The organism is Streptomyces sp. NPDC058812 (assembly GCF_042744565.1).
In the GTDB taxonomy this organism is placed as follows: domain Bacteria; phylum Actinomycetota; class Actinomycetes; order Streptomycetales; family Streptomycetaceae; genus Streptomyces; species Streptomyces thinghirensis.
The window spans coordinates 343135-363554 of the sequence record NZ_JBHYOB010000002.1 but is presented as its reverse complement, the minus strand read 5'-3'; the positions used below and the strand labels follow the sequence as shown (position 1 = coordinate 363554).

18 protein-coding genes are annotated in these 20420 nt (G+C 72.1%); 7 read left to right on the top strand and 11 right to left on the bottom strand.

Annotated features, from left to right (window positions below; all coding sequences use genetic code 11):
- Window positions 1-2: 2 nt before the first annotated feature.
- From ACFW48_RS05680 to ACFW48_RS05665, 4 genes are all read right to left on the bottom strand, one after another.
- A complete protein-coding gene (locus ACFW48_RS05680; protein ID WP_386310757.1) occupies window positions 3-3386 on the bottom strand; it encodes a CARDB domain-containing protein in 3384 nt (1127 codons plus the stop codon).
- Window positions 3387-3761: 375 nt separating this feature from the next.
- Window positions 3762-5207, bottom strand: a complete 1446-nt coding sequence (gene argG, locus ACFW48_RS05675) for an argininosuccinate synthase (protein WP_386310755.1) — start codon at window positions 5205-5207, stop codon at window positions 3762-3764.
- A gap of 46 nt (window positions 5208-5253) precedes the next feature.
- A complete protein-coding gene (locus ACFW48_RS05670) occupies window positions 5254-6693 on the bottom strand; it encodes an NAD-dependent succinate-semialdehyde dehydrogenase (protein ID WP_386310753.1) in 1440 nt (479 codons plus the stop codon).
- Between the two features lie 20 nt (window positions 6694-6713).
- Window positions 6714-7982 (bottom strand): aspartate aminotransferase family protein, encoded by a 1269-nt coding sequence (locus ACFW48_RS05665; RefSeq protein WP_386310751.1) that lies wholly within the window; start codon window positions 7980-7982, stop codon window positions 6714-6716.
- 220 nt (window positions 7983-8202) lie between these two features.
- Here ACFW48_RS05665 and ACFW48_RS05660 point away from each other — a divergent pair, with 220 nt between their 5' ends.
- On the top strand, window positions 8203-9840 hold the full coding sequence (locus ACFW48_RS05660) for a PucR family transcriptional regulator (protein WP_386310749.1): 1638 nt from the start codon (window positions 8203-8205) through the stop codon (window positions 9838-9840).
- Window positions 9841-9845: 5 nt separating this feature from the next.
- Here the strand turns inward: ACFW48_RS05660 and ACFW48_RS05655 are convergent, their stop codons facing one another.
- Entirely contained in the window at window positions 9846-9968 is a 123-nt protein-coding gene (locus tag ACFW48_RS05655; protein ID WP_386310747.1) for a DUF6629 family protein, read from the bottom strand.
- 97 nt (window positions 9969-10065) lie between these two features.
- Here ACFW48_RS05655 and ACFW48_RS05650 point away from each other — a divergent pair, with 97 nt between their 5' ends.
- Together ACFW48_RS05650 and ACFW48_RS05645 are read left to right on the top strand one after the other, a co-directional pair.
- On the top strand, window positions 10066-10278 hold the full coding sequence (locus tag ACFW48_RS05650; protein WP_386310745.1) for a hypothetical protein: 213 nt from the start codon (window positions 10066-10068) through the stop codon (window positions 10276-10278).
- Window positions 10279-10354: 76 nt separating this feature from the next.
- Window positions 10355-11035 carry a GPP34 family phosphoprotein gene (locus tag ACFW48_RS05645; protein WP_386310743.1) on the top strand — a complete coding sequence of 227 codons (681 nt, stop codon included), beginning with the start codon at window positions 10355-10357 and terminating at the stop codon, window positions 11033-11035.
- 9 nt (window positions 11036-11044) lie between these two features.
- On the opposite strand, the gene ACFW48_RS05640 is transcribed toward ACFW48_RS05645, so the two are convergent.
- Window positions 11045-12061: a hypothetical protein gene (locus tag ACFW48_RS05640; protein WP_386310741.1), complete on the bottom strand. Its 1017-nt coding sequence runs from the start codon at window positions 12059-12061 to the stop codon at window positions 11045-11047.
- Window positions 12062-12089: 28 nt separating this feature from the next.
- A complete protein-coding gene (locus ACFW48_RS05635; RefSeq protein ID WP_307852039.1) occupies window positions 12090-13067 on the bottom strand; it encodes an LLM class flavin-dependent oxidoreductase in 978 nt (325 codons plus the stop codon).
- 64 nt (window positions 13068-13131) lie between these two features.
- Here ACFW48_RS05635 and ACFW48_RS05630 point away from each other — a divergent pair, with 64 nt between their 5' ends.
- A complete protein-coding gene (locus tag ACFW48_RS05630) occupies window positions 13132-13404 on the top strand; it encodes a helix-turn-helix transcriptional regulator (protein WP_386310739.1) in 273 nt (90 codons plus the stop codon).
- A gap of 53 nt (window positions 13405-13457) precedes the next feature.
- Window positions 13458-13868 (top strand): hypothetical protein, encoded by a 411-nt coding sequence (locus tag ACFW48_RS05625; RefSeq protein ID WP_386310737.1) that lies wholly within the window; start codon window positions 13458-13460, stop codon window positions 13866-13868.
- A 100-nt stretch (window positions 13869-13968) separates the two neighbouring features.
- Here the strand turns inward: ACFW48_RS05625 and ACFW48_RS05620 are convergent, their stop codons facing one another.
- Window positions 13969-14148: a hypothetical protein gene (locus ACFW48_RS05620; protein ID WP_375925592.1), complete on the bottom strand. Its 180-nt coding sequence runs from the start codon at window positions 14146-14148 to the stop codon at window positions 13969-13971.
- 197 nt (window positions 14149-14345) lie between these two features.
- Between ACFW48_RS05620 and ACFW48_RS05615 the strand changes: the two genes are divergently transcribed.
- Complete coding sequence (locus tag ACFW48_RS05615; RefSeq protein WP_386310736.1) at window positions 14346-15668, top strand: M16 family metallopeptidase; 1323 nt, start codon at window positions 14346-14348, stop codon at window positions 15666-15668.
- Complete coding sequence (locus ACFW48_RS05610) at window positions 15665-16993, top strand: M16 family metallopeptidase (RefSeq protein ID WP_386310734.1); 1329 nt, start codon at window positions 15665-15667, stop codon at window positions 16991-16993. Before ACFW48_RS05615 ends, ACFW48_RS05610 begins: the two co-directional genes overlap by 4 nt.
- A gap of 278 nt (window positions 16994-17271) precedes the next feature.
- Here ACFW48_RS05610 and ACFW48_RS05605 read toward each other — a convergent pair whose 3' ends face one another.
- The 3 genes from ACFW48_RS05605 to ACFW48_RS05595 form a co-directional block, all read right to left on the bottom strand.
- Window positions 17272-18558 carry an ABC transporter permease gene (locus tag ACFW48_RS05605; RefSeq protein WP_386310733.1) on the bottom strand — a complete coding sequence of 429 codons (1287 nt, stop codon included), beginning with the start codon at window positions 18556-18558 and terminating at the stop codon, window positions 17272-17274.
- Complete coding sequence (locus ACFW48_RS05600) at window positions 18555-19553, bottom strand: ABC transporter ATP-binding protein (protein WP_386310731.1); 999 nt, start codon at window positions 19551-19553, stop codon at window positions 18555-18557. The genes ACFW48_RS05605 and ACFW48_RS05600 overlap by 4 nt, the downstream gene beginning before the upstream one ends.
- A 71-nt stretch (window positions 19554-19624) precedes the next feature.
- A complete protein-coding gene (locus ACFW48_RS05595) occupies window positions 19625-20407 on the bottom strand; it encodes a class I SAM-dependent methyltransferase (RefSeq protein WP_386310730.1) in 783 nt (260 codons plus the stop codon).
- Between the last annotated feature and the right edge of the window lie 13 nt (window positions 20408-20420).

Genomic DNA, 20420 nt, shown 5'->3' with positions numbered 1-20420 from the left:
CCTCACCGGTTGATCTTGAACTGGGATCCCGGTTCGATCCGCACGTCCTCTTCGGCCGAGTTGGTGATCGTGACGTCGGTCAGGGTGGCGCTGCCGCGGGCACCGCCCATCGCGAGGATGCCTGAGCCGTTGTTGGATTTGTCGATGCGGACGTTCTGGATCTTGACGTCCGGCATCGCACCACCTCCCGTCTTGAACTGGATGCCGTCATAGGTCGAGTCGAGGATCTCGGTGTCCCGGATGGTCACGCCGGGGATGTCCTGCCCCTGCGCGAAGAGGGTGATGGCGCCGAACTCCTGGTCCTCGTTCCAGAACGCGCCGCCCGTCCGGTGCAGGGCGTTGCCCGCTATGAGTGTCTGACCGGAGAAGGGCAGCGGGTCGTGGTCGGTGGCGAGCATGATGCCGGGGTAGTTCATCGTGTCGGAGATGACGTTGTTCTCGATGGTGTTGCCGTGGCCGCCGTAGATCGCGATGCCGTTGGCCCGCCACGGGAGCTGGATCGTGTTGTTGCGGAAGTGGTTGTCGTGGCCGACGTCCACGGAGGTGTCCTTCACGTACTTGCTGGCCCACACGGCGAGCGAGTCGTCGCCGGTGTTGCGGAAGGAGGAGTTGTAGACCGTGGAGTCGCGGGTGCCGTTGGCGAAGTTGATGCCGTCGGCGTAGGTGTTGCGGATCCGCATGCCGGTGAACTGAAGGCCGTCACCGGGTCCCCACAGCTCGGGGATGTTCGAGTAGTCGCGGCCGGCCCAGACGCCGACGTTGGCGTGCTCGATCCACACGTTGGTGATCTTGGTGTCCTTGCCGAAGCGGCCGTTGAGGCCGACACCGCCCTCGTGGTTGCCGTCGCCGCCGCGGATGGTGCCCGAGCCGAAGATGGCGATGTCGGAGATCTGGGTGTTGTCGTCGATGTCGAAGCCGAAGTTGCCCTCGTGCGGGTGGTTGATGCCGCCGGCCTCGTGCGGCGAGGTCAGGGTGTGGAGCTGCGAGTGCCACATGCCCGCGCCGCGGATGGTGACGTCGCGGATGCCGACCTGGTTGTGCTGGCCGCGGTTCTGCGGGTCGTCGGTGAGGATCTTCTGCTCCTGGCGCCACTGCCCGGCCGGGATCCACACGCAGGGGATCTGGCCGTTCTGGTCGGCGGTGACGGCGCGCTGGATGGCGTCGGTGTCGTCGAGTCCGTCGCCGGGGACGGCGCCGTACTCGGTGATCGAGGCGCAGTTCGCCGGCTTGGGCGCCGGGGGCGCGACCTGCTCCAGGTCGATCAGGTCGATGACGTGGAAGGCGGCCGAGTCGCCGGCGTCGCGCTGGAGGCGGAACTCGGTGCCCTGCGGGAAGGTCCGGTCCAGCAGCGCGTGGGACTCGTCGAACAGCCGCCGCGCGTCGCCGCCGGGCCGGTTGGTGAGGCCCTCGGGATCGTCGGTGTTGCCGTACAGCCAGCTGTGCTTGGAGGACAGGGTCAGCTTCTGTACGAAGTCGCCGTCGGCGTAGAGGCTGATCGTGGCCTCCGCGCCCCCGCCGCCGGGGGCGTCGGGGACGGAGTTGCGCACCACGATGGAGTTGGTGGGTGTGGTGGAGGTGAACTCGACGTACTCACCGGTCGAGTCGAGCCGGACGGACTTGCGGCCGGACGACTCGGTGCCGAAGTTGGTGTGCCCGAAGGTGCGCTTGGCGTCGGTGGTGAGCAGGGTGCCGTTGTGACGGCCGTCCTCCGCCTCGTACTCGGTGTACGGCACGGCGGCGCCGCGTCCGACGACGAGGGACTTGGCGAGCACGTTGTTGTTCTCGTTGGTCTCGGTGACGACGCCGGTCGCGTCGGCGGTGGCGGAGAGCGTGACGCCACCTCCGGTCGCCGTCCAGGTGCCGCTGATCGGCACGTTCACCGTGGCACCGGCGGCCACCTCGCCGGTCGTGCCGTTCAGGGTGGTGGTGCCGGCCTGGAGCCGGGTCACCGAGCCGGCCTCGACGGCGCTCGTGCCGCGGTTGTGCACGGTGACGGTGAAGGAGACGCGGGCGCCCACGGCCGGGTTGGCCGGGCTGGTGGTGATGGAGCGTACCTCCAGGTCGGGTCCGGGGGCCCGGTCGACGACCAGTCGGTCGGAGGCGGTGCGGCTGTTGTTGGAGTCGTCCAGTTCGGCGACCGTGTCGCGCGGGTCCACCACCGCGGCGACCGCGTAGTCGCCGGCCGCGTGGGTGCCGGTGGCGACGGCGACCTCGGCGGACTCGCCGGGGTCGAGGGCGGGTACCTCGGCGCTGCCGGCGGCCGTTCCCTCCACGGTGACCTCGGCGGTCGTCGCGGCCGAACGCGCGGTGCCGGCGTTGCGGACCGTGGCGTTCACGGTGACCTCGTCCCGCTCTGAGGGGTCCGCGGGTGACCAGTCGAGGCCGGTGACGGTCAGGTCGGGCGCGGGCGCGGCGGTGCCGACGACCTGGAATTCGGCGACCTGGCCGCCGGGCGCTCCGGTGTTGGAGAAGAACCTGAGCCGTACGTCGGACACGCGGCCGGTGACCGGGATGGTGACCGTGTTGTCCTTGCCCGGGCTGAAGGAGTAGTCGGCGCGGGCGCGCAGCGAGGTGAAGTCGCTCTGGCCCTGCGCACGGCCGAGGACCTGGATGCTCTGGGTCCGGGCGGCCCAGACGGGGTCCGGGTTGAGCTTGGCGACCACGGCGCTGATGTCCGCGTCGGCGCCGAGCTGCACGGTGAGGTCGGCGGGGTGGCCGGCCGCTTCCCAGTAGGTGGAGGTGGAGTCGTCGGTGGCGTTGGCGGCGACGTAGGAGTGCACCGTCGAGGTGGCCTCGACCGGCTTGTTGCGGGCCAGGTTGGTGCCGGTGGGGGGCGGCTCGGTGACCACCTCCTCGCCGTACACCTCCAGTTCGGCCAGCTGTGCGGCGTTCCAGCCGGTGTTACCGGTGACGTGGACGCGGACGTAGCGCGCGTCGGAGGGGGAGGTGAGGTCGACGGCGACGGTGTTGGTCCGGTCCGGGCTGAACGCCCGTGCGGCCGAGGCGGCGAGCGCGCTGAAGGTGGAGCCGTCGGTGCTGCCCTGGAGGGAGAGGGTCTGGCTGCGGCTCTCCCAGCCGGCGGGCAGTTTCAGGACCACCCGTTCGACGTTGCGGGCCTCGCCGAGGTCGACCTGCACCCACTGGGGGAAGGAGCCGGCCGGGCCCTCCCAGTAGGACGCCTGGGTGCCGTCGGTGGTGTTGCCGGCCGGGTACGCGCCGTGCGAGCCGCCCGCCGTGGCCGGACGGCCGAGGGCGAGGTTGACGTCGGCGGCGGCCGTCGCGGCCTGCGCGCCGGCCACGAGGGGCAGCGGGAGCAGCCCGACCGTCATCAGCCCGGCCACGACGGCGCCCGTCAGCGACCGTCGGCCGAGGGATCTCCATCTCATGGGGGTCCTCTGTTCCGTGGGGAGTCGGGGAGCGCGACAGGTCGACGGGGAGGGGAAGCACCGACCATGCGCGCCAATTGAGCAGGACAGTCGATTCTTTGCGGAAAGTGCGTCATCAGGTTTCTATCGCGTCACCTGTTTGTCAACGGTCCTCGCTGCGGCGGGATTTGACACGTAAACAGCTTGCGTAGCTTGCAGGTCCCTTGCGTTCACGTTGAACTGGGAAGTAGCCGCCATCGAGACAAGAGGGTGCCGTTCGAACCTCGTCGCGCGCGCAAGTCATGCACCGGGACGAGAAACAGAAGGGCCGGCTCGGCGCCCGTAGGCGTCGAGCCGGCCCTTGCCGGTGCGGGGTCCCCCCCCCAGGGGGACGAGTCAGTCCGTGCCGAACTCCATGGCGGCGCGGTCCAGCAGCTCGTCGTCGCCGGAGACCTCGCCGCGGGAGGCGATGGCCTGCGCGCCGCCCTCCGGCATGGCGCCGATCAACCCGGTCGAGGCGGCCTGGGCGGCACCGATGGCGGGGTTGGCGGTGCCGATCAGGCCGAGCCCGGCGTACTGCTCCAGCTTGGCGCGCGAGTCGGCGATGTCGAGGTTGCGCATGGTGAGCTGGCCGATCCGGTCCACCGGGCCGAACGCGGAGTCCTCGGTACGCTCCATCGACAGCTTGTCCGGGTGGTAGCTGAACGCCGGGCCCGTGGTGTCGAGGATCGAGTAGTCCTCACCGCGCCGCAGCCGCAGGGTGACCTCGCCGGTGACGGCCGAGCCGACCCAGCGCTGGAGCGACTCCCGGATCATCAGCGACTGCGGGTCCAGCCAGCGGCCCTCGTACATCAGCCGGCCCAGGCGCCGGCCCTCGGTGTGGTACTGGGCGAGGGTGTCCTCGTTGTGGATCGCGTTGACGAGGCGCTCGTAGGCCGCGTGCAGCAGGGCCATGCCGGGCGCCTCGTAGATGCCGCGGCTCTTGGCCTCGATGATCCGGTTCTCGATCTGGTCGGACATGCCCATGCCGTGGCGGCCGCCGATGGCGTTGGCCTCCATCACCAGGTCGACGGGAGAGGCGAACTCCTTGCCGTTGACCGTCACCGGGCGGCCCTGGTCGAAGCCGATCGTGACGTCCTCGGCGGCGATCTCGACCGACGGGTCCCAGAACCGCACGCCCATGATCGGCTGCACGGTCTCCACGCCGGTGTCGAGGTGCTCCAGCGTCTTGGCCTCGTGGGTGGCGCCCCAGATGTTGGCGTCGGTGGAGTACGCCTTCTCCGTGGAGTCCCGGTAGGGGAGGTCGTGGGCGAGGAGCCACTCCGACATCTCCTTGCGGCCGCCCAGCTCGGTCACGAAGTCCGCGTCCAGCCACGGCTTGTAGATCCGCAGCTGGGGGTTGGCGAGCAGGCCGTACCGGTAGAACCGCTCGATGTCGTTGCCCTTGAACGTGGAGCCGTCGCCCCAGATCTGGACGTCGTCCTCGAGCATCGCCCGGACGAGGAGCGTGCCGGTGACGGCACGGCCCAGCGGCGTGGTGTTGAAGTAGGCGCGCCCGCCCGAGCGGATGTGGAACGCCCCGCAGGTGAGCGCGGCCAGGCCCTCCTCGACCAGCGCCGCCCGACAGTCGACCAGGCGCGCGATCTCGGCGCCGTAGGTCTTGGCGCGGTCGGGCACCGAGGCGATGTCGGGCTCGTCGTACTGGCCGATGTCGGCGGTGTACGTGCAGGGGACGGCGCCCTTGTCACGCATCCACGCGACCGCGACCGAGGTGTCGAGGCCGCCCGAGAAGGCGATACCGACGCGCTCGCCGGTGGGAAGGGAGGTGAGGACCTTGGACATAGGAAGAGTATGCATGACAATGCATGGCCATGCAAAGCCTGGGTGGTCACCGGGCCGGCATCGCGACGTACTGGTACTCCAGGAACTCCTCGATCCCCACCGTGCCGCCCTCCCGGCCGAGCCCGGACTGCTTGACGCCGCCGAAGGGCGCGGCCGGATTGGAGACGAGACCGGTGTTGAGGCCGACCATGCCGACCTCGAGGCGTTCGCTGACGCGCAGGGCGCGGTCGAGCCCCTCGGTGAAGACGTAGCCGACGAGCCCCCAGGGGGTGTCGTTGGCGCGGCGTACCACCTCGTCCTCGTCGTCGAAGGTGAGGATCGCCGCCACGGGGCCGAAGATCTCCGTACCCGTCAGGCGGCTGTCCGGACTGACATCGGTGAGCACCGTGGGCGGGTAGAAGCAGCCGGGGCCCTCCGGCGTACGGCCGCCGCAGAGGACCCGCGCGCCGCGCTCCACCGCGTCGGACACCAGGTCCTCGACCTTGGCGCGCCCGGCGGCGTCGATGAGCGGGCCGACGTCGACACCGTCCCGGGTGCCGGGGCCCACGACCAGCGCTTCCATCCGCCCGGCGAGGCGCCGCGCGAACTCCTCGGCCACCGAGCGGTGGACGAAGAAGCGGTTGGCGGCGGTGCACGCCTCGCCCATGTTGCGCATCTTGGCGATCACCGCGCCGTCCACGGCCACGTCCAGGTCTGCGTCGTCGAGGACGATGAAGGGCGCGTTGCCGCCCAGCTCCATCGACGCGCGTACGACCGTGTCGGCGCACTGGGCGAGCAGGAGCCGGCCGACCTGCGTGGAGCCGGTGAAGGACAGCTTGCGGATCCGTCCGCCGCGCAGCAGCGGTTCGCACACCTCCCCCGCCCGGGAGGTGGTGATCACGTTCAGTACGCCGTCCGGCAGTCCCGCCTCCTTGAGGATCCCGGCGAGGGCCAGGCTGGAGAGCGGGGTCTGCGGGGCGGGCTTGAGCACCATCGTGCAGCCGGCCGCGATCGCCGGGCCGATCTTGCGGGTGCCCATGGCCAGCGGGAAGTTCCACGGCGTGATCAGCAGACAGGGCCCGACCGGACGCCGGGAGAGCAGCATGCGGTTGCGTCCGTCGGGGAGGATGCCGTGACCGCCGTCGATACGGACGGCCTCCTCGGAGAACCAGCGGAAGAACTCCGCCGCGTACGCCACCTCTCCCCTGGCCTCCGCCAGCGGCTTGCCCATCTCGGACGTCATCAGGTGGGCCAGCTCGTCGGTGCGGTCGAGGATGATCTCGTACGCGCGGCGCAGGATCTCGCTGCGCGCCCGCGGTGCCGTGCGGGCCCACTCCTCCTGCGCCTGGAGGGCCGCGTCCTGGGCGAGCCGGGCGTCCTTGGGGCCCGCGTCGGCGACATGGCAGAGGATCTCGCCGGTCGCGGGGTCGTCCACGGGCATGACGGCGCCGTCCGCGGCGTCCGTCCAGGCACCGCCGATGAACAGCCGGGTCGGTGTGTCGGTCATGAGGTCCTTCCTCGCCGCGTTCATCGGTCCGCCGCTCCCGACGTGCCCGCCTCGACGGCGGCCGTCCACGCCCGGAGCCCCTCGTCGACGTCCGACTCGCCGATCACCAGTGCCGGGATCATCCGGACCACCTGGTTCCAGGCCCCGCAGAGCAGCAACAGCAGGCCCTCGTCGACGGCGGCCCGCTGGACCCGGGCGGCGGTCTCGGGGTCCGGCTCGCCGTCCCCGGTGACGAACTCGCTGCCCAGCATCAGCCCCAGCCCGCGTACGTCCCCGATGGCCGGGGTCCGGCCCGCCACCGTCTCCAGCCCGTGGCGCAGCCGCGCCCCCATGGCCTCGGCGTTCTCCACGAGCTTCTCGTCGCGTACGACGTCGAGCGTGGCGCAGGCCGCCGCGCACGCCACCGCGTTGGCGCCGTACGTGCCGCCCTGCGAGCCCGCCCACGCCTTGCGCATCAGCTCCTCGGACGCGGCGATCCCGGACAGCGGGAACCCACTGGCCAGGCCCTTGGCGGTGACGAGGATGTCCGGGGTGACGCCGAAGTGCTCGTGGCCCCAGAACCGGCCGGTGCGGCCCACGCCGGTCTGCACCTCGTCCAGGATCAGCAGGAAGCCGTGCCGGTCCGCGCGTTCCCGCAGGCCCTCCATGAAGGCGCGGGTCGCGGGGACGTACCCGCCCTCGCCGAGTACCGGCTCGACGATGACGGCGGCGGTGTCGGCGGGCGAGGAGATCGTCTGGAGGGTGTAGTCCAGCTCCCGGAGGGCGAAGCGGGTGGCGGTCTCCTCGTCCCAGCCGTAGCGGTAGGCCGTCGGGAACGGGGTGACGACCACGCCGCTCATCAGTGGTGAGAAGCCGGACCGGAAGCGGGTGCCGGAGGTGGTCATGGAGGCGGCGGCGACCGTACGGCCGTGGAATCCGCCGTGGCAGACCAGGACGTTCGGCCGTCCGGTGGCCTGGCGGGCCAGTCGCAGCGCCGCCTCCACCGCCTCGCTGCCGGAGTTGGTGAAGAACAGGCTGTCCAGACCGGCCGGCAGCACCTCGCCGAGCTTGTCCACGAGATGCCGCAACGGCGGGTGCATGACGGTCGTGTACTGACCGTGGACCAGCGTGGCCACCTGCTCCTGGGCGGCGGCCACCACCCTGGGGTGGCAGTGTCCGGTGCTGGTGACTCCGATGCCGGCGGTGAAGTCCAGATAGCGGCGGCCGTCCTCGCCATGGATGTGGACGCCCTCGCCCCGGACGGCCACCACGGGTGTGGCCTGGCGAAGGTGCGGCGACAGTGCGGTCATGCTCGTCTCCCGGCCTGGTCGTCGGTTGTGCTGCGGTTCCCCGAGCATGCCCGCGGTCCACGGCCGGACAACGCGTGATCTGTCCGGCCGGGGCGCGGTATCCGGACGATGTGTCAACCGTTTCGGCCCCACCGCGCCCGTCACCCGTGCCGCGGACGCCGCATCGGCGCCCTTGCGCAGGTCAGCACGGCTTGTCAGAGTGGCGGGGCAGGGAGGCACCGTGACCGAGAACCAGCGCAGAGCCCCGGTACCGGCAGGCCGTCCGCTCACCGTGGCCGACGTGCTGGCGCTGCCCGTCCTGGCCGGCGGAGATCCGCAGGTGGTCACCGGCCTGGACCACACCGACCGTCCGGTCCGCTGGGTGCACATCACCGAACTGACGGACCCGGCCTCCTTCCTCAAGGGCGGCGAACTCGTCCTCACCACCGGAATGCCGCTGCCCGACGACCCCGCCGGTGTACGCCGCTACGTGGACGAACTGGCCGCCGTCGGTGCCGCGGCCCTCGTCATCGAACTCGTCCGCCGCTACCACCGGCCGCCCGACGCCCTGGTGCACGCCTGCCGGTCGCGCGGCCTGCCTCTCGTCACCCTCGCCAAGGACGTCAACTTCCTGGAGGTGACCCAGGTCGTCCACACGCTGATCCTCGGCAGCCAGGCGGACGCGATGCGCAGGACCCAGCGCGTCCACGAGGCGTTCACCGCCCTCACCCTGCGCGGCGCCGGCCCCGAGGACGTGCTGCGCGCCGCGGCGGAGATGAGCGGGCACACGGTCGTGCTGGAGAACCTGGTCCACCGAGCGATGGCCTGCGAACCCTCCGGCAGTACGACGGAGGCCGCGCTCACCGACTGGGAACGGCGTTCCCGGGCCACCCCGCCCGCCGACCACACCGGTCTGCGCGGCCCCGAGGGCTGGCTCGTGGCCCCGGTGGAGTACCAGGGCGAGGGCTGGGGGCGGGTGGCCATGCTCCCCGGCCGGTCCGACTCGGCCGCGTCCCCGGACTTCGGGCCCGAGGACGTCACCGTGCTGGAGAGGACCGCGATGGCCCTCACCATCGCCCGTCTCACCCACCCCACGCCCTGGGAACGCACCGCGCACCGCAACGCCCTGCGCGACCTGGTCGAGCAGCGCCACCGCTCCCCCGCGGACGCGTGCGCCCGGGTCGCGGCGCTGGGACTGCCCACGGAGCACGCCCGCTTCGTCGCCGTACTCGTGGACGTCCCGGCGGCAGAGGACACCGCCAGGATCGAGCTTCACCTCGCCGAGGAGCTGAGCGCCACGGGGACCCCGGCGCTCGTCGGCCTCCTCGGTCCGACCCGCCTCGGCGTTCTGCTGACGCTGCGCCCGTCCCGGCCCTGGCGGCAGGCCGTCGAGCGGCTGAGCCGCACCGCACTGGGCCCGGCCCCGGGCGCGACCGTGTGCGCCGGCTCCCCGGCCACGGACCTCGGCGACGTCGCCCGCTCGTTCCGCGAGGCGGCCCGGGTGGCCGAGGCGACCGGGCCGGGAGAGCCCCTCCCTCCGGACCGCTCCTTCCACGAACGGTCCGACATCGGTCTGCGCCGCCTGCTGTTCGCGCTCCGCGACGACACCCGGGTGCAGGAGTACGCGGAGCGGCAGTTGGGCCGGCTCCTCGACCACGACGCCCGCCACGGCACCGACCTCCTGACGACCCTGCGCGGATACCTGGACGCCGCCGGCAACAAGACCGTCGCAGCCCGCGCCGGTGGGGTGTCCCGGGAGACCGTCTACCAACGACTGCGCACGATCGAACGGTTGCTCGGCCGCGACCTCGAATCCGGCGATCAGCGCACCGAACTCCACGTGGCGCTGCGGGCCCTTGACGCCCTGCGAGGGCGCTGACCCGCTCACCGCGCTCGGCGTGCGTTCACCCAGCCGAACAGGTCCACCGAGCACACCGCCGCGAACGCGCACCAGGTCGAGACGGACTCCAGCCGGCGTGGGGCAGGCCCACCACTTGACGCCCTCACCTGCCCGAGGGCAGGCAATTCCGGTCGTACTGCTACGCAGTACCACCACGGGTTCCTGTTCCACGGGCCTCCGCCGACCGCTGAGGGTCGGTCTTACATGGCCTCCGCAGGCCTGACTTCCCGCCCGTCCGCCGACGGCGGCGACCCCGACACCCGCGACGAGGTCGGCCTCAGCGCTCCAGCACATGACTGCGTCCTCGGGTCGGCCGACGGCCCCCTCATCCTCACCGATCCGATACGGCACGACCACGCCGACACGGCCGCGTCCCGTCGGCGAAGACCGGTGGTGCGGGAACGGAAGTACGGGTAGGGGCGTCCCAGAGAACGTAGGCGAGGATCTTCGTCGCCGACGCCCGGCCCCACCCGGACACCGGAGGAACGGACACATGGAAGCCCCCACGGAAACCCCCACCACTCTGGGTGAGCAGCTTCTGCTCATCTCGCTGGACGACGAGTCCGGCACCGCCAAGGAGTCGGCGAAGGTGGCCCCGGCGATCGCCGCGGCCTCGCTGGTGGAACTCGCGCTGGCCGGCCGGCTCGACGTGACGGACGACAAGGTCACCGTCGTGGACGCCACGCCGCTGGGCGAGCCCGCCCTGGACGCCGCGCTCGAAGCCGTCGCCGGCAGGGACCGGGTCGGCAGCACCAAGGACTGGATCAACCGGCTCAAGACCGACGCCGTGGCCCGGGCGAACACGGGCCTGATCGAGAAGGGGCTGGTCCGGGAGGAGAAGAAGAAGGTGCTCGGCCTCTTCCCCGTGCGCCGCTATCCGGAGGCCGACGGCTCGGTGGAGGCGGCGGTGCGGCAGCGCCTTGGCGCGGTCGTCCTGTCGGGCGCGGCGCCGGACGAGCGTACGGCGAGCCTGGTGGCCCTCCTGCACGGAGCGAAGCTGCACCGTCTCGCCTTCCCCGACGCCGACGCGCGCCGGGTCGAGGCGGCCATGGAGTCGGTCTCGCAGGGCCGGTGGTCCGCGACGGCGGTGCGCCACGTCGTGAAGGCCGCGGAGGACGCGCTGACGGCGATCATCGCGGTGACGGTGACGACGACGGTCGTCACGAACGGATGACTTCGGTCGTCACGAACGGCTGACGCCCCACTGAACGGCGGGGGCGCCGTCCTCGGTGAGCGTCTCCGCCAGCAGGTCGCAGTAGCGGTTCAGGTCCTCGTGCCAGCCGACGAACGAGGCGAAGTCCCGCATGTGGACGGCCAGTCGGAGGGTGGCCGCGCGTGCGGTGCCGGGCGGGAGAGCGGGCGCGCCGGCGGTGCCGGCACCGCCGGTGTACCCGGCGAGCAGGGCATGGGCCGCGGCCGGGTAGTCGACCGGCGGGCCCTGTCCGGCGGCGCCGAGGCCCCGTGCGGCGGCGGCACGCAGTTCGTGCAGTTCCCCGAGGATCCAGCCGAGATCGAGGGCCGGGTCGCCCCCGGTGACCTCCTCTCCGGTGAGCAGGGCGGCGTGGCCGCCGGCCGGGGAGGGGACCAGCCAGCCGGTGCTGGGCGCACCGTGCAGCAGGACCGCGCCTCCCCCGCCGGGCCGTTCGTTCGCGGCCTCGGACCAGTCCGTCAGCCGCGCCCACAGCGAGGGGCCGAGCCGGGTGCGGGCCTGCGCGCGCAGCCGGGTCGCCCCGGGGCCGGACTGCTCCCCCAGGATCCAGGCACGGAGCCGTCGCATGCCGGGGTGCGGCGGCCGCTCCGGGAACTCCCACGGCTCCCGGTGCAGTCGCCGCAGTGTCCTGCCCGCGTCCGCGAGCGCGCTCACCGAGAGCCGGAAGGCGGTGTCGTCGCCGGAGGGCAGCAGCCGGGCCACCGAGACCGCGCCCGGCACGCGGTACCGCACGCCCGGCCGCGCGGCGCGGTCCGGCGCCGGGCCGTCGGCCCACTCCCCCAGGGCGAGCCGGGCGCCGCGCAGGTCTTCCGCCACGTCACCGGCGGCGGTGTCGTCGACGCGCCGCAGTGCCGCGCCGACCGCCACGGGGGGAAGGCGCTGCGGGCGGGTGTGGGCCGGCCCGGGTGTGCGCAGCCAGCTGAATCCCGCGTCCCCGTGGTAGCGCACGGTGATCCGCAGATAGCGGGTGCCGTACTCGCGCACGGTCACGGGCTCGGCTTCCGAAGCGGCGGACGGCTCAGCCACCGTGCCGCCGCCGGACCGCCTCGATGATCTCCCCGACGTCCCGGAACGCCGCGTCCCGGCCCTCGGTGAAGAGCACCCCGCCGCAGTTGAGGACCACCTCGTCCACCCCGGCGTCCCGGTACTCGTCGAGCCGGGCGGCGATGTGGTCGGCCGAGCCGAACACGTAGGTGCCGCTGTCCACCAGGGAGACGGCACCGGCCCTCGGGTCGGAGGGATCGGCCTGTACACCGGCCCGGCGCAGCATGTCCGTGTAGTGGTCGGCGGCCAGGTGCCCGGCGGCGGCCGTGTGCGCGAGGACGTACGGGTCCCGTCCGCCGCGCTCCACCGCGACATGGACGACGGTCGCCACACGGCAGCGGGCGTCCCGGTCCTTGGCCCCTTCCTCCAGGGCGGGCAGCAGGGTGTCGGCGACGTATCCGGGCGGGGTCATCCAGGTGATGGCGACATCCGCGACGCCGCCCGCGGTGCGGGCCATGTTGGGGCGCAGCACGCCCACGCCGACCTCCACCCCGGGGTGGTCCATGGGGATCAGCCGCCCGCGCAGCGCGTGGTAGTCACCCGCGTGGTCGACGATCTCCCCGTCGAGCAGGGAGCGGACCGTGCGCAGGTAGTCCGCGGCCATCGTGCGCGGGCTGGCATAGGGGCGTCCGTTGAGGCTGCGTACGAACGCCGGTGCGCCGACCCCGTATCCGGCCACCACCGTCCGGCCGGTCATCAGGGCCAGGGAGCGGGCCTGGAGGGCGGCCTCGTACGGATGGCGCAGCGGCATCAGGGTCACGCCGGTACCGACGGGGACGCGTATCCCGGCGCCTGCGAGATGGGCGAACGCCTGGTGGGTCTCGACCTTGAGCGACTGGCCCGTCCACAACCGGCGCGCGCCGGTGTCCCGCACCAGTTCGGCGTAGGGCCGCAGGGCGTCCGGGGTGTCGGGCATGTTCGGCACGAGCATGCTCGGGAGCACGGCGGTCACAGGTAAGCACACCCTTCTGTAGCGGTTTCTTGACGACCTGTTGTGTTACTACTACATTCCTCGCATGAGCCCAGTGAGTCATCGCGAGGGAATGCCGATCTACAACCAGCTGAGAGTGCTGCGCGCGGAGCGCGGTCTCAGCAGGGTCGCGCTGGCAGAACTGGTGGAAGTGCATCCGCAGACCATCGGCGCCATCGAGCGGGGCGACTACTTCCCGAGTCTCGATCTGGCGTTCCGCTTCAGCGACGTGTTCGAACTTCCGGTCGAAGCGATCTTCAGTCGTCAGCCCTTCGTCCCGCTCTCCGCCCAGCTGTACAAGAAGGAGGAACGCTCGTGAGCCGGGAAGGTTCTGACGTGACGACGGGCCCGGTCCGCAGCCCCATGCGCCCCGTGGCACTCTCACTGTGCGCGCTGAGCACCGCCATGGTGGTGCTGTCACTCGTCTCGGACGGCAACGCGTTCTCCGACTCGTGGTGGCTCGTGGGCTTCGTTCTCTGGCTGCTGCTGTGGGGCGTGCTGCGTTCGATGACCCGCGGCGTGGCCGAGCGGCCGGTGGCGGGACTGGACGAACGCGAACGCGGACTGCGCGACCGGGTCTCCTTCATCGGATACCAGTGCGCGGTCGCCGCCGGCATGGCCGTCGTCCTGCTCATGGTCGTCTTCCAGAACGAGCCCGGGATGATCGAGCGGATGCCCGGGCTGCTGACCACGCTGATGCTGACCTCATCGGCGCTGCCCTCCATCATCCTGGGGTTGTCCGACACCGGCGTCGAGGACGCCGAGGCCGGTCCGGACGAGTGATCCGACCGCCCGGAACCGGCGACCCGCTATCGTGCGACAGGGCGGGTGCCCACCGATTGCGGCGGTGGGCACCCGCCCTGTTCTCAGCGGGTCACGCGGTTCAGCAGGAGTGGTCGAAGGTGTTGTCGACCGACACCGCCGAGACGGCGGACGCGGCGGAGATGCACGCCTGCGACGAGGTGGTGATGGTGATGGTGGCGCCCGGGGCCTCGACCGCCGGAACGATCTCGTCGGCGGCGGCGTAGGTGGAGTAGCCGCTGATGAGGGACTGGGTGTTCATGATGACTCCCGTCGAGTGATAGCGGAATCGAATGGCGGCCGAATCGGCGGTTTCCGCAATCGCGTTCTCCGGCCGTGGCTGAACCATTTCCCGGCCGGTGCCGCGATGGCAATGGAGTTGGCCGCATGCGGACAGTGGCCGCAATCGGTCAACGTCTTGCGTTGAGTGGGCACTTGTCCCGGCCTATGCTCGCCCGGATGATCCGAACTCAGCTGCGCCGCCTGGTATTGGACAATGGTCTGCGGGTACTGCTGGCCCCGAATACCGTGGGTGCCTCGGTCGGCGTCGCGGTGCACTACGGCGTCGGTTTCCGGACCGAACCCGAGGGGCGTACGGGCCTCGCGCACCTCTTCGAGCACCTGGTGTTCCAGGGCGGCCGCGGTGCCGCACCCGAGGGGTACCTGTCCCGGGTACAGCGCGCCGGCGGTTCCGGTGACGCCAGAACCCGCCAGGACGTGACCGTCTACTACGCCGCCGCCCCGGCCTCCGCACTGGAAATGCTGCTCGCGCTCGAAGCGGACCGAATGCGCTCACCCTGTATTTCCGAGCGAACCCTGCGCACGCAGACCGCGGTGATCGACGAGGAGATACGCCTCATGGTCCGCAATCGTCCGTACGGCGCATTCCCCTGGGCGCTGCCTCGCGTCCTGCACTCCCGGGCGGAGAACACCAGGGACGGGTACGGCGAGACCGTCGACCTGGCGGCCTTCGACGTCCCGCTGTGCGAGCGGTTCTTCGCCGACCACTACGGTCCCGGAAACGCCGTGCTGACCCTGACCGGCGCGTTCGACCCGGCGACGGCGGAGCGTCTGGTACGCGGGCACTTCGAGGCGCTGCCGACCCGTCCGTCGGTGGCCGCGCCCGACACGCACGAGCCGTTGCCTGATCGGGAGCGGCGGCTGACGGTCGCCGACCCGCACGCCGGTCCGCCCGCCGTGGCGGTGGGCTACCGGATGCCGGACCCGGTGACCGAGCGCGCCGATTATCTCGCCCACCTGGTCCTGGCCGCACTGCTCGGGCAGGGCAGGCAGGCCATGCTGCGTCGCGGGCCGGCCGCCGCGGCGGAGGTGTCGAGCCTCTCGGTGGGCTGCGGTCTGTTCGGGCTGCCGCTGGACACGGCGGGGCCCGATCTGCTGACCCTGTTCGCGGTGCACGAGAGCGAGCACGGCGCGGAGGACGTCCTGGCCTCGCTGGACGCCACGCTGGAGGCGCTGGCCAGGGACGAGGTGGAGGCCGGCCTGCTTCGTGCCACGACCGCCCGCTGGGCCGCAGGGGCGCTGCGCGAGCTCGGTGACCCGGGCACCCGGGCCCAGCTGCTCGGTCTGCGCGAGGCGCTGTTCGGCGAGGCCGAGTTGACGCGAGCGCTGCCGGAGCTGGTACGCACCGGGGTGACCGGGGAACAGGTGAGCCGCGCGGCCGCCCGACTCGCCTCCTCGCACCGGGCGGTGGTGCGCTTCGTGCCCGCGGAGGCCCCGCCGCACGGCACCGCGCGTGTCGTGCGGGAGAAGGCGGCGGCATGACCGGGGGCGCGGTGCACAGTCCCCGACGTCACGCCGCGGACGGGCGGCTGCCGCTGCCCGACGCCGACATCGTCCTCGGCAACGGGCTGCGGGTGGTGGTCTGTTCGGCGCCCGTCGTTCCCCTCGTCGAGGTCAGGCTCACCGTCCCGTACGCCGCGACGGAACCCGGGGAGGTGACGCGGTGCCAACTGCTGGCCGCCGTCCTGCTGCGAGGCACCGCGCACCGGGACGCGGACGGCTACGACGCGGCACTCGCCGCGCACGGCGCCTCCCTGGACGCCGCCGCGGACGCCCACAAGCTCACCGTCTCGGGGCACGCCATGGCCGACGCCCTGCCCGCCGTACTCGCCCTGCTGGCCGAGACCGTCCGCGAACCGAGGTTGACCCGGGACGTCGTCCTCCCCGAACGCGAGGCGCTGGCACGCCGAGTACGGCTGGCCACCCACCAGCCGGCGGCCCTCGCGCAGCACGCGCTGCTGCGGAGGCGGTACGGCGAGGAGGCCGCCGCCCGCCGGCAGCCGGCACCCGAACAGGCCGCCGCCTGCACACCGGACGACCTGGCCGCGTCGCACGCGCGGCACCTGGGCGCCCGGGGCGCGGTGCTCGTGCTGGTCGGAGACTTGAGGCCGGAGGAAGCCGTCGCCGCGGTCACGGACACGTTCGGGCCGTGGGAGGCCGGGCCGACGGCCGGGGCGCCCGAGGCGCCGTCGTGGTTTCCCGGCGGGCCGCTGCGCGGGGTGGAGCGTCCGGGCGCCGTGCAGAGCTTGATCCGGCTGGCCGCCCCCGCGCTACCCCGCACGGACCCGGATTACCCGGCGCTGCATCTGGCGCAGTTGGTCTTCGGTGGGTCCTTCGCCTCCCGGCTGGTCACGCGCCTTCGGGAGGAGAAGGGGTACGCCTACCAGCTCGGCTCGGGCGTGGAGTCCGTACCGGGCGCCTCGACGCTGATGGTCGAGGCCGACACCGCCGCGGAGCACACGGTGCCGGCCCTCGCGGTGATCAAGGCGGAGCTGGAGCGCATGGCGGCCGAGCCGCCGTCGATACGGGAGGTCGACGCCGCCCGTAGTTACGCGGCCGGCTCCACGGCGACCGCGATGTCGTCCCCGGGCGCGCTGGCGTCCGGCCTGGCGAACCTGCTGCACGTCGGGGTCGGTTCCGACTGGCTGCACAACTGGGGGCCGCTGCTGGCGGGCGTGCCGTACGACGCGGTCGTCGAGGCGGCTCGCCGGTTCTTCCGGCCCGCGCGTTTCACGGGAGTGGTCGTCGCCGACGAGGCGGCGGTGGCACCGCTGCGCCTGGGCGCCACCGGCGAACTCGTCTTCTGACGACGCAGCGGGGGCTGTGCCGCCGAGTACTTCGACTCGGTGGCACAGCCCCCGCTGCGTCGTGAGCGGATCGGGCGGGTCAGCCCCGGCTCTTCCTGATCCCCGCGATGACGGCGACCAGAAGGGCGATGCCGATGGCGATCCAGAGGGCGGTGCTCATGAGGGACTCCTCGTTTGTCGGGCGGCCCGGCGGGCCAGGTGGTGGTGTTCCGGACGGGATTGGGGGACGGGTGAAGGGGGACGGGTGAAGGGGGACGATTGACGGAAGGTACGGGCTCCTAGCGCAGCCGCAGCGCCTCGGCGAGCGGAACCCTGGAGCCGCTGCGCAGCACGCTGTTGGCGTACATCCGTCCGGCGACCCGGGTCATCCCGGCCACGGCGGCGACCGCCAGCACCAGGGAGAGGGCGATCTGCCAGACGGGAGCGATGCCGAGCAGCATGCGGGCCGGCATCAGGATCGGGCTGAGCGGCGGCAGCAGCGACAGCCACTCGATCAGCGGGTCGTGCGCGTCTTTGCTCAGCAGGGCTATGCCCAGCACGAACGGCGTGGTGATGAGCAGCATCACCGGTTGGACCACTCCCTGGAGGTCCTCCTGCCGGGAGACCCGCGCGGCCGCCGCGGCCAGCATGGCGGCGAAGAGGAAGAAGCCGAGGAGGAACCAGACGCCCAGCGTCACCAGCGTCCCGCCCACGGCGGTCGGCAGGGTGACGGCGCCGGTGCCCTGGGCGAGCGCCACCGCCGCGCCGCCGAGCAGCACGAGCTGGGTCAGGCCGACCACGGCCACGCCGATCAGTTTCCCGGCGAGGAGTTGCCAGGGGCGGATGGTGGACAGGAGCAACTCCACGACGCGGCTGGTCTTCTCCTCCACCACGCCCTGCGCCAGCATGATCCCGTAGAAGACGAAGAAGAAGTACAGCAGGCCGGTGGAGGCGAGGATCAGCGCGAACTGCTCGGCGGCGCTGTTCTCCGAGGGCTCCAGCGCGGCCACCCGCACGGTGGACGACGCCACGCGCTCCCTGAACTCGGCGGGATCCACGCCCGCGCGTGCCAGCTCCCTGGAGGTGCGCTCCTCAGCGGCCGCGGCCCGCACCACGGCGAGCAGCTCCTCGTCCGCCTCGTGCTCCACGGACAGCGTGAGCTGCCCGTCGGCGCTGCCGAGCACGGCCGAGAGTTCCCCGTCGCGCAGGATCCGGTCGATGCGGTCGCCGTCGACGGTGACGAACTCGAAGTCGCCCGTCTTCTGGGCCACCGCGGTGAGCGCCGGGCGCAGTGCCGAGGCCTCCCGCTCGACGCCGATCCTGGCCGGTCCGTCCTTGGAGGCGATGATGATCAGGGCGTAGGCGCCGAGTCCGAGCAACAGCCCCAGGGTGCTCAGGACGAAGGACTTCGTCCGCATCCTGCTGCTGATCTCCCGCCGGGCGACCAGGCCGACCGCTCGGCGGGCGGACAGCGCGCCGGGGCCGGGCCGCGATCCCGCGGTGTCCAGGTCCGGAGAGCCGGCCCGTTCTCCGTCCGGTGCGTCCTGGCCGTTGGCCCCGCCCGGCGCTCGTGCCACCGTGCTCATCGCTCACCGCCCGCGGCCCGGTTGTCCGCCGTCCGTCCGACGGCCGCCGTCGCGCCGGCGCCGGCCGTCTCCCCGGCGTCCTCCTCGGGCTCGTCCGTTCTGGTGACCAGGTCGCGGTACAGCTCGGTCAGCGGCGGGTGCTCGGACACGAAGGCGGAGACCGGCCCGGTGGCCAGCGCGGCGTGCAGCACCCGCTGGTCGTCCGCGCCCTTCGCCAGGCGGAGCCACGTACGGGTGCCCTCGCGGCTGACGACCTCCACGCCCGCCAGCCCCTCGGTCCAGTTCTCGCCCGCCCGCGGGGCGTCGACCAGCAGGCGGCGGTCGGCGTTCTCGCTCAGCTCCCGGACCGTCCCGCAGGCGATGAGCCGCCCGCCGCCGACGATGCCCACCCGGTCGCAGACGCGCTCGACGAGCGACAGCTGATGGCTGGAGAACATGACGGGCACCCCGTCGGCTGCCCGCTCCGCGAGCACGTCGCGCATGACGTCCACCGCCACCGGATCGAGGCCGGAGAACGGTTCGTCGAGCACCAGCGCCTTCGGTCCGTGGACCAGCGCCGCGGCCAGCTGGACTCGCTGCTGGTTGCCGAGGCTGAGGTTCTGGACCTCCTCCGAGGCGTACGAGGACAGCTCCAGCCGCTCGATCCAGCGGCCCGCGGCCGCCCGCGCGGCGGCCGGCGACAGGCCGTGCAACTCACCCAGGTAACGCAGTTGTTCGGCGACTCTCATACGCGGATAGAGTCCGCGCTCCTCGGGCATGTAACCGAACTGCCTGCGGTCGGCGAAGCCGACCGGACGGCCGAGCCACCGGACCTCGCCCGCGTCGGGCGTGAGGACTCCGAGGACGATCCGCATCGTGGTGGTCTTGCCGGCCCCGTTGCTTCCCACGAAGCCGAACAGCTCCCCCGCGCGGATGTCGAAGGTCATGTCGTCCACGGCCCGGCGTCTGCCGTAACTCTTCCGTACGCCATCGACCTCCAGCGCCGGCACGGCCATGTCACACACCTCCCGATGCAATGTGTTAACTGAGTGGAGTATTGCGTTAACACAACAGCCCGTCAAGTTGTTCAGACGGTTTGGCGCTCCACCACATAGACGTGCTTCTCCGCCTGGTCCGTGACGGGACTGCGGTCCCAGTCGGCCCAGCGGCCGGTCACGCGCAGTCCCGCGAGCCGGGCCATCACGTCGAACTCGGCGGGCCAGGCGTACCGGCTGACCTCGGGCACCTTCCGCAGTCGGCCGGAGCCCATGACCGTGTGGACGACCAGTACGGACTGGAGCGACTGGTTCACCTGGATCGTGTCGAGCAGCAGCGCGTCCGGCGCCAGGTGTCCGACCCTGGTCGTCGCCTCGGTGAGCCGGTGGTAGACCTGCGGGTTGTACGTCTCGAAGACCGCGGCCCCGCCGTCCGCGAGCGCGTCGTGGATGCCGCGCAGGCAGTTGATCTGCTGCTCCTGGGTGGGCAGCATGAAGAAGGTGTTGAGCGCGGTGAGGACGAGGTCGTACCGCTCCTCGACGGCCAGCGCGGCGAAGTCCCCCACCGCGGTGGTGACTTCGCCCGTCGGGTCGTTCTCGTGGAGTTTCGCCAGCATCGCGGGGGACGCGTCCACGCCGTGCACCCGGTAGCCGTGTGCGGCCAGCGGGATCGCCAGCCGGCCGGTGCCGACGCCCAGTTCGAGCAGCGAGGCGGGAGCGGGGCGCAGCTCCTGGAGGAAGGCGACCATGGAGTCGACGGCGGGTCCCGAAGCGGGGTAGAGCGAGTCGTAGATGTCCGCGAGCGACTCCCCGTAGGCGCTGCTGTCCTCCGAGTTCGGCCGCTGCCGGGTCTGCCGGGGTGTTTCCGTGGTCATGGTTGCCTCCGTG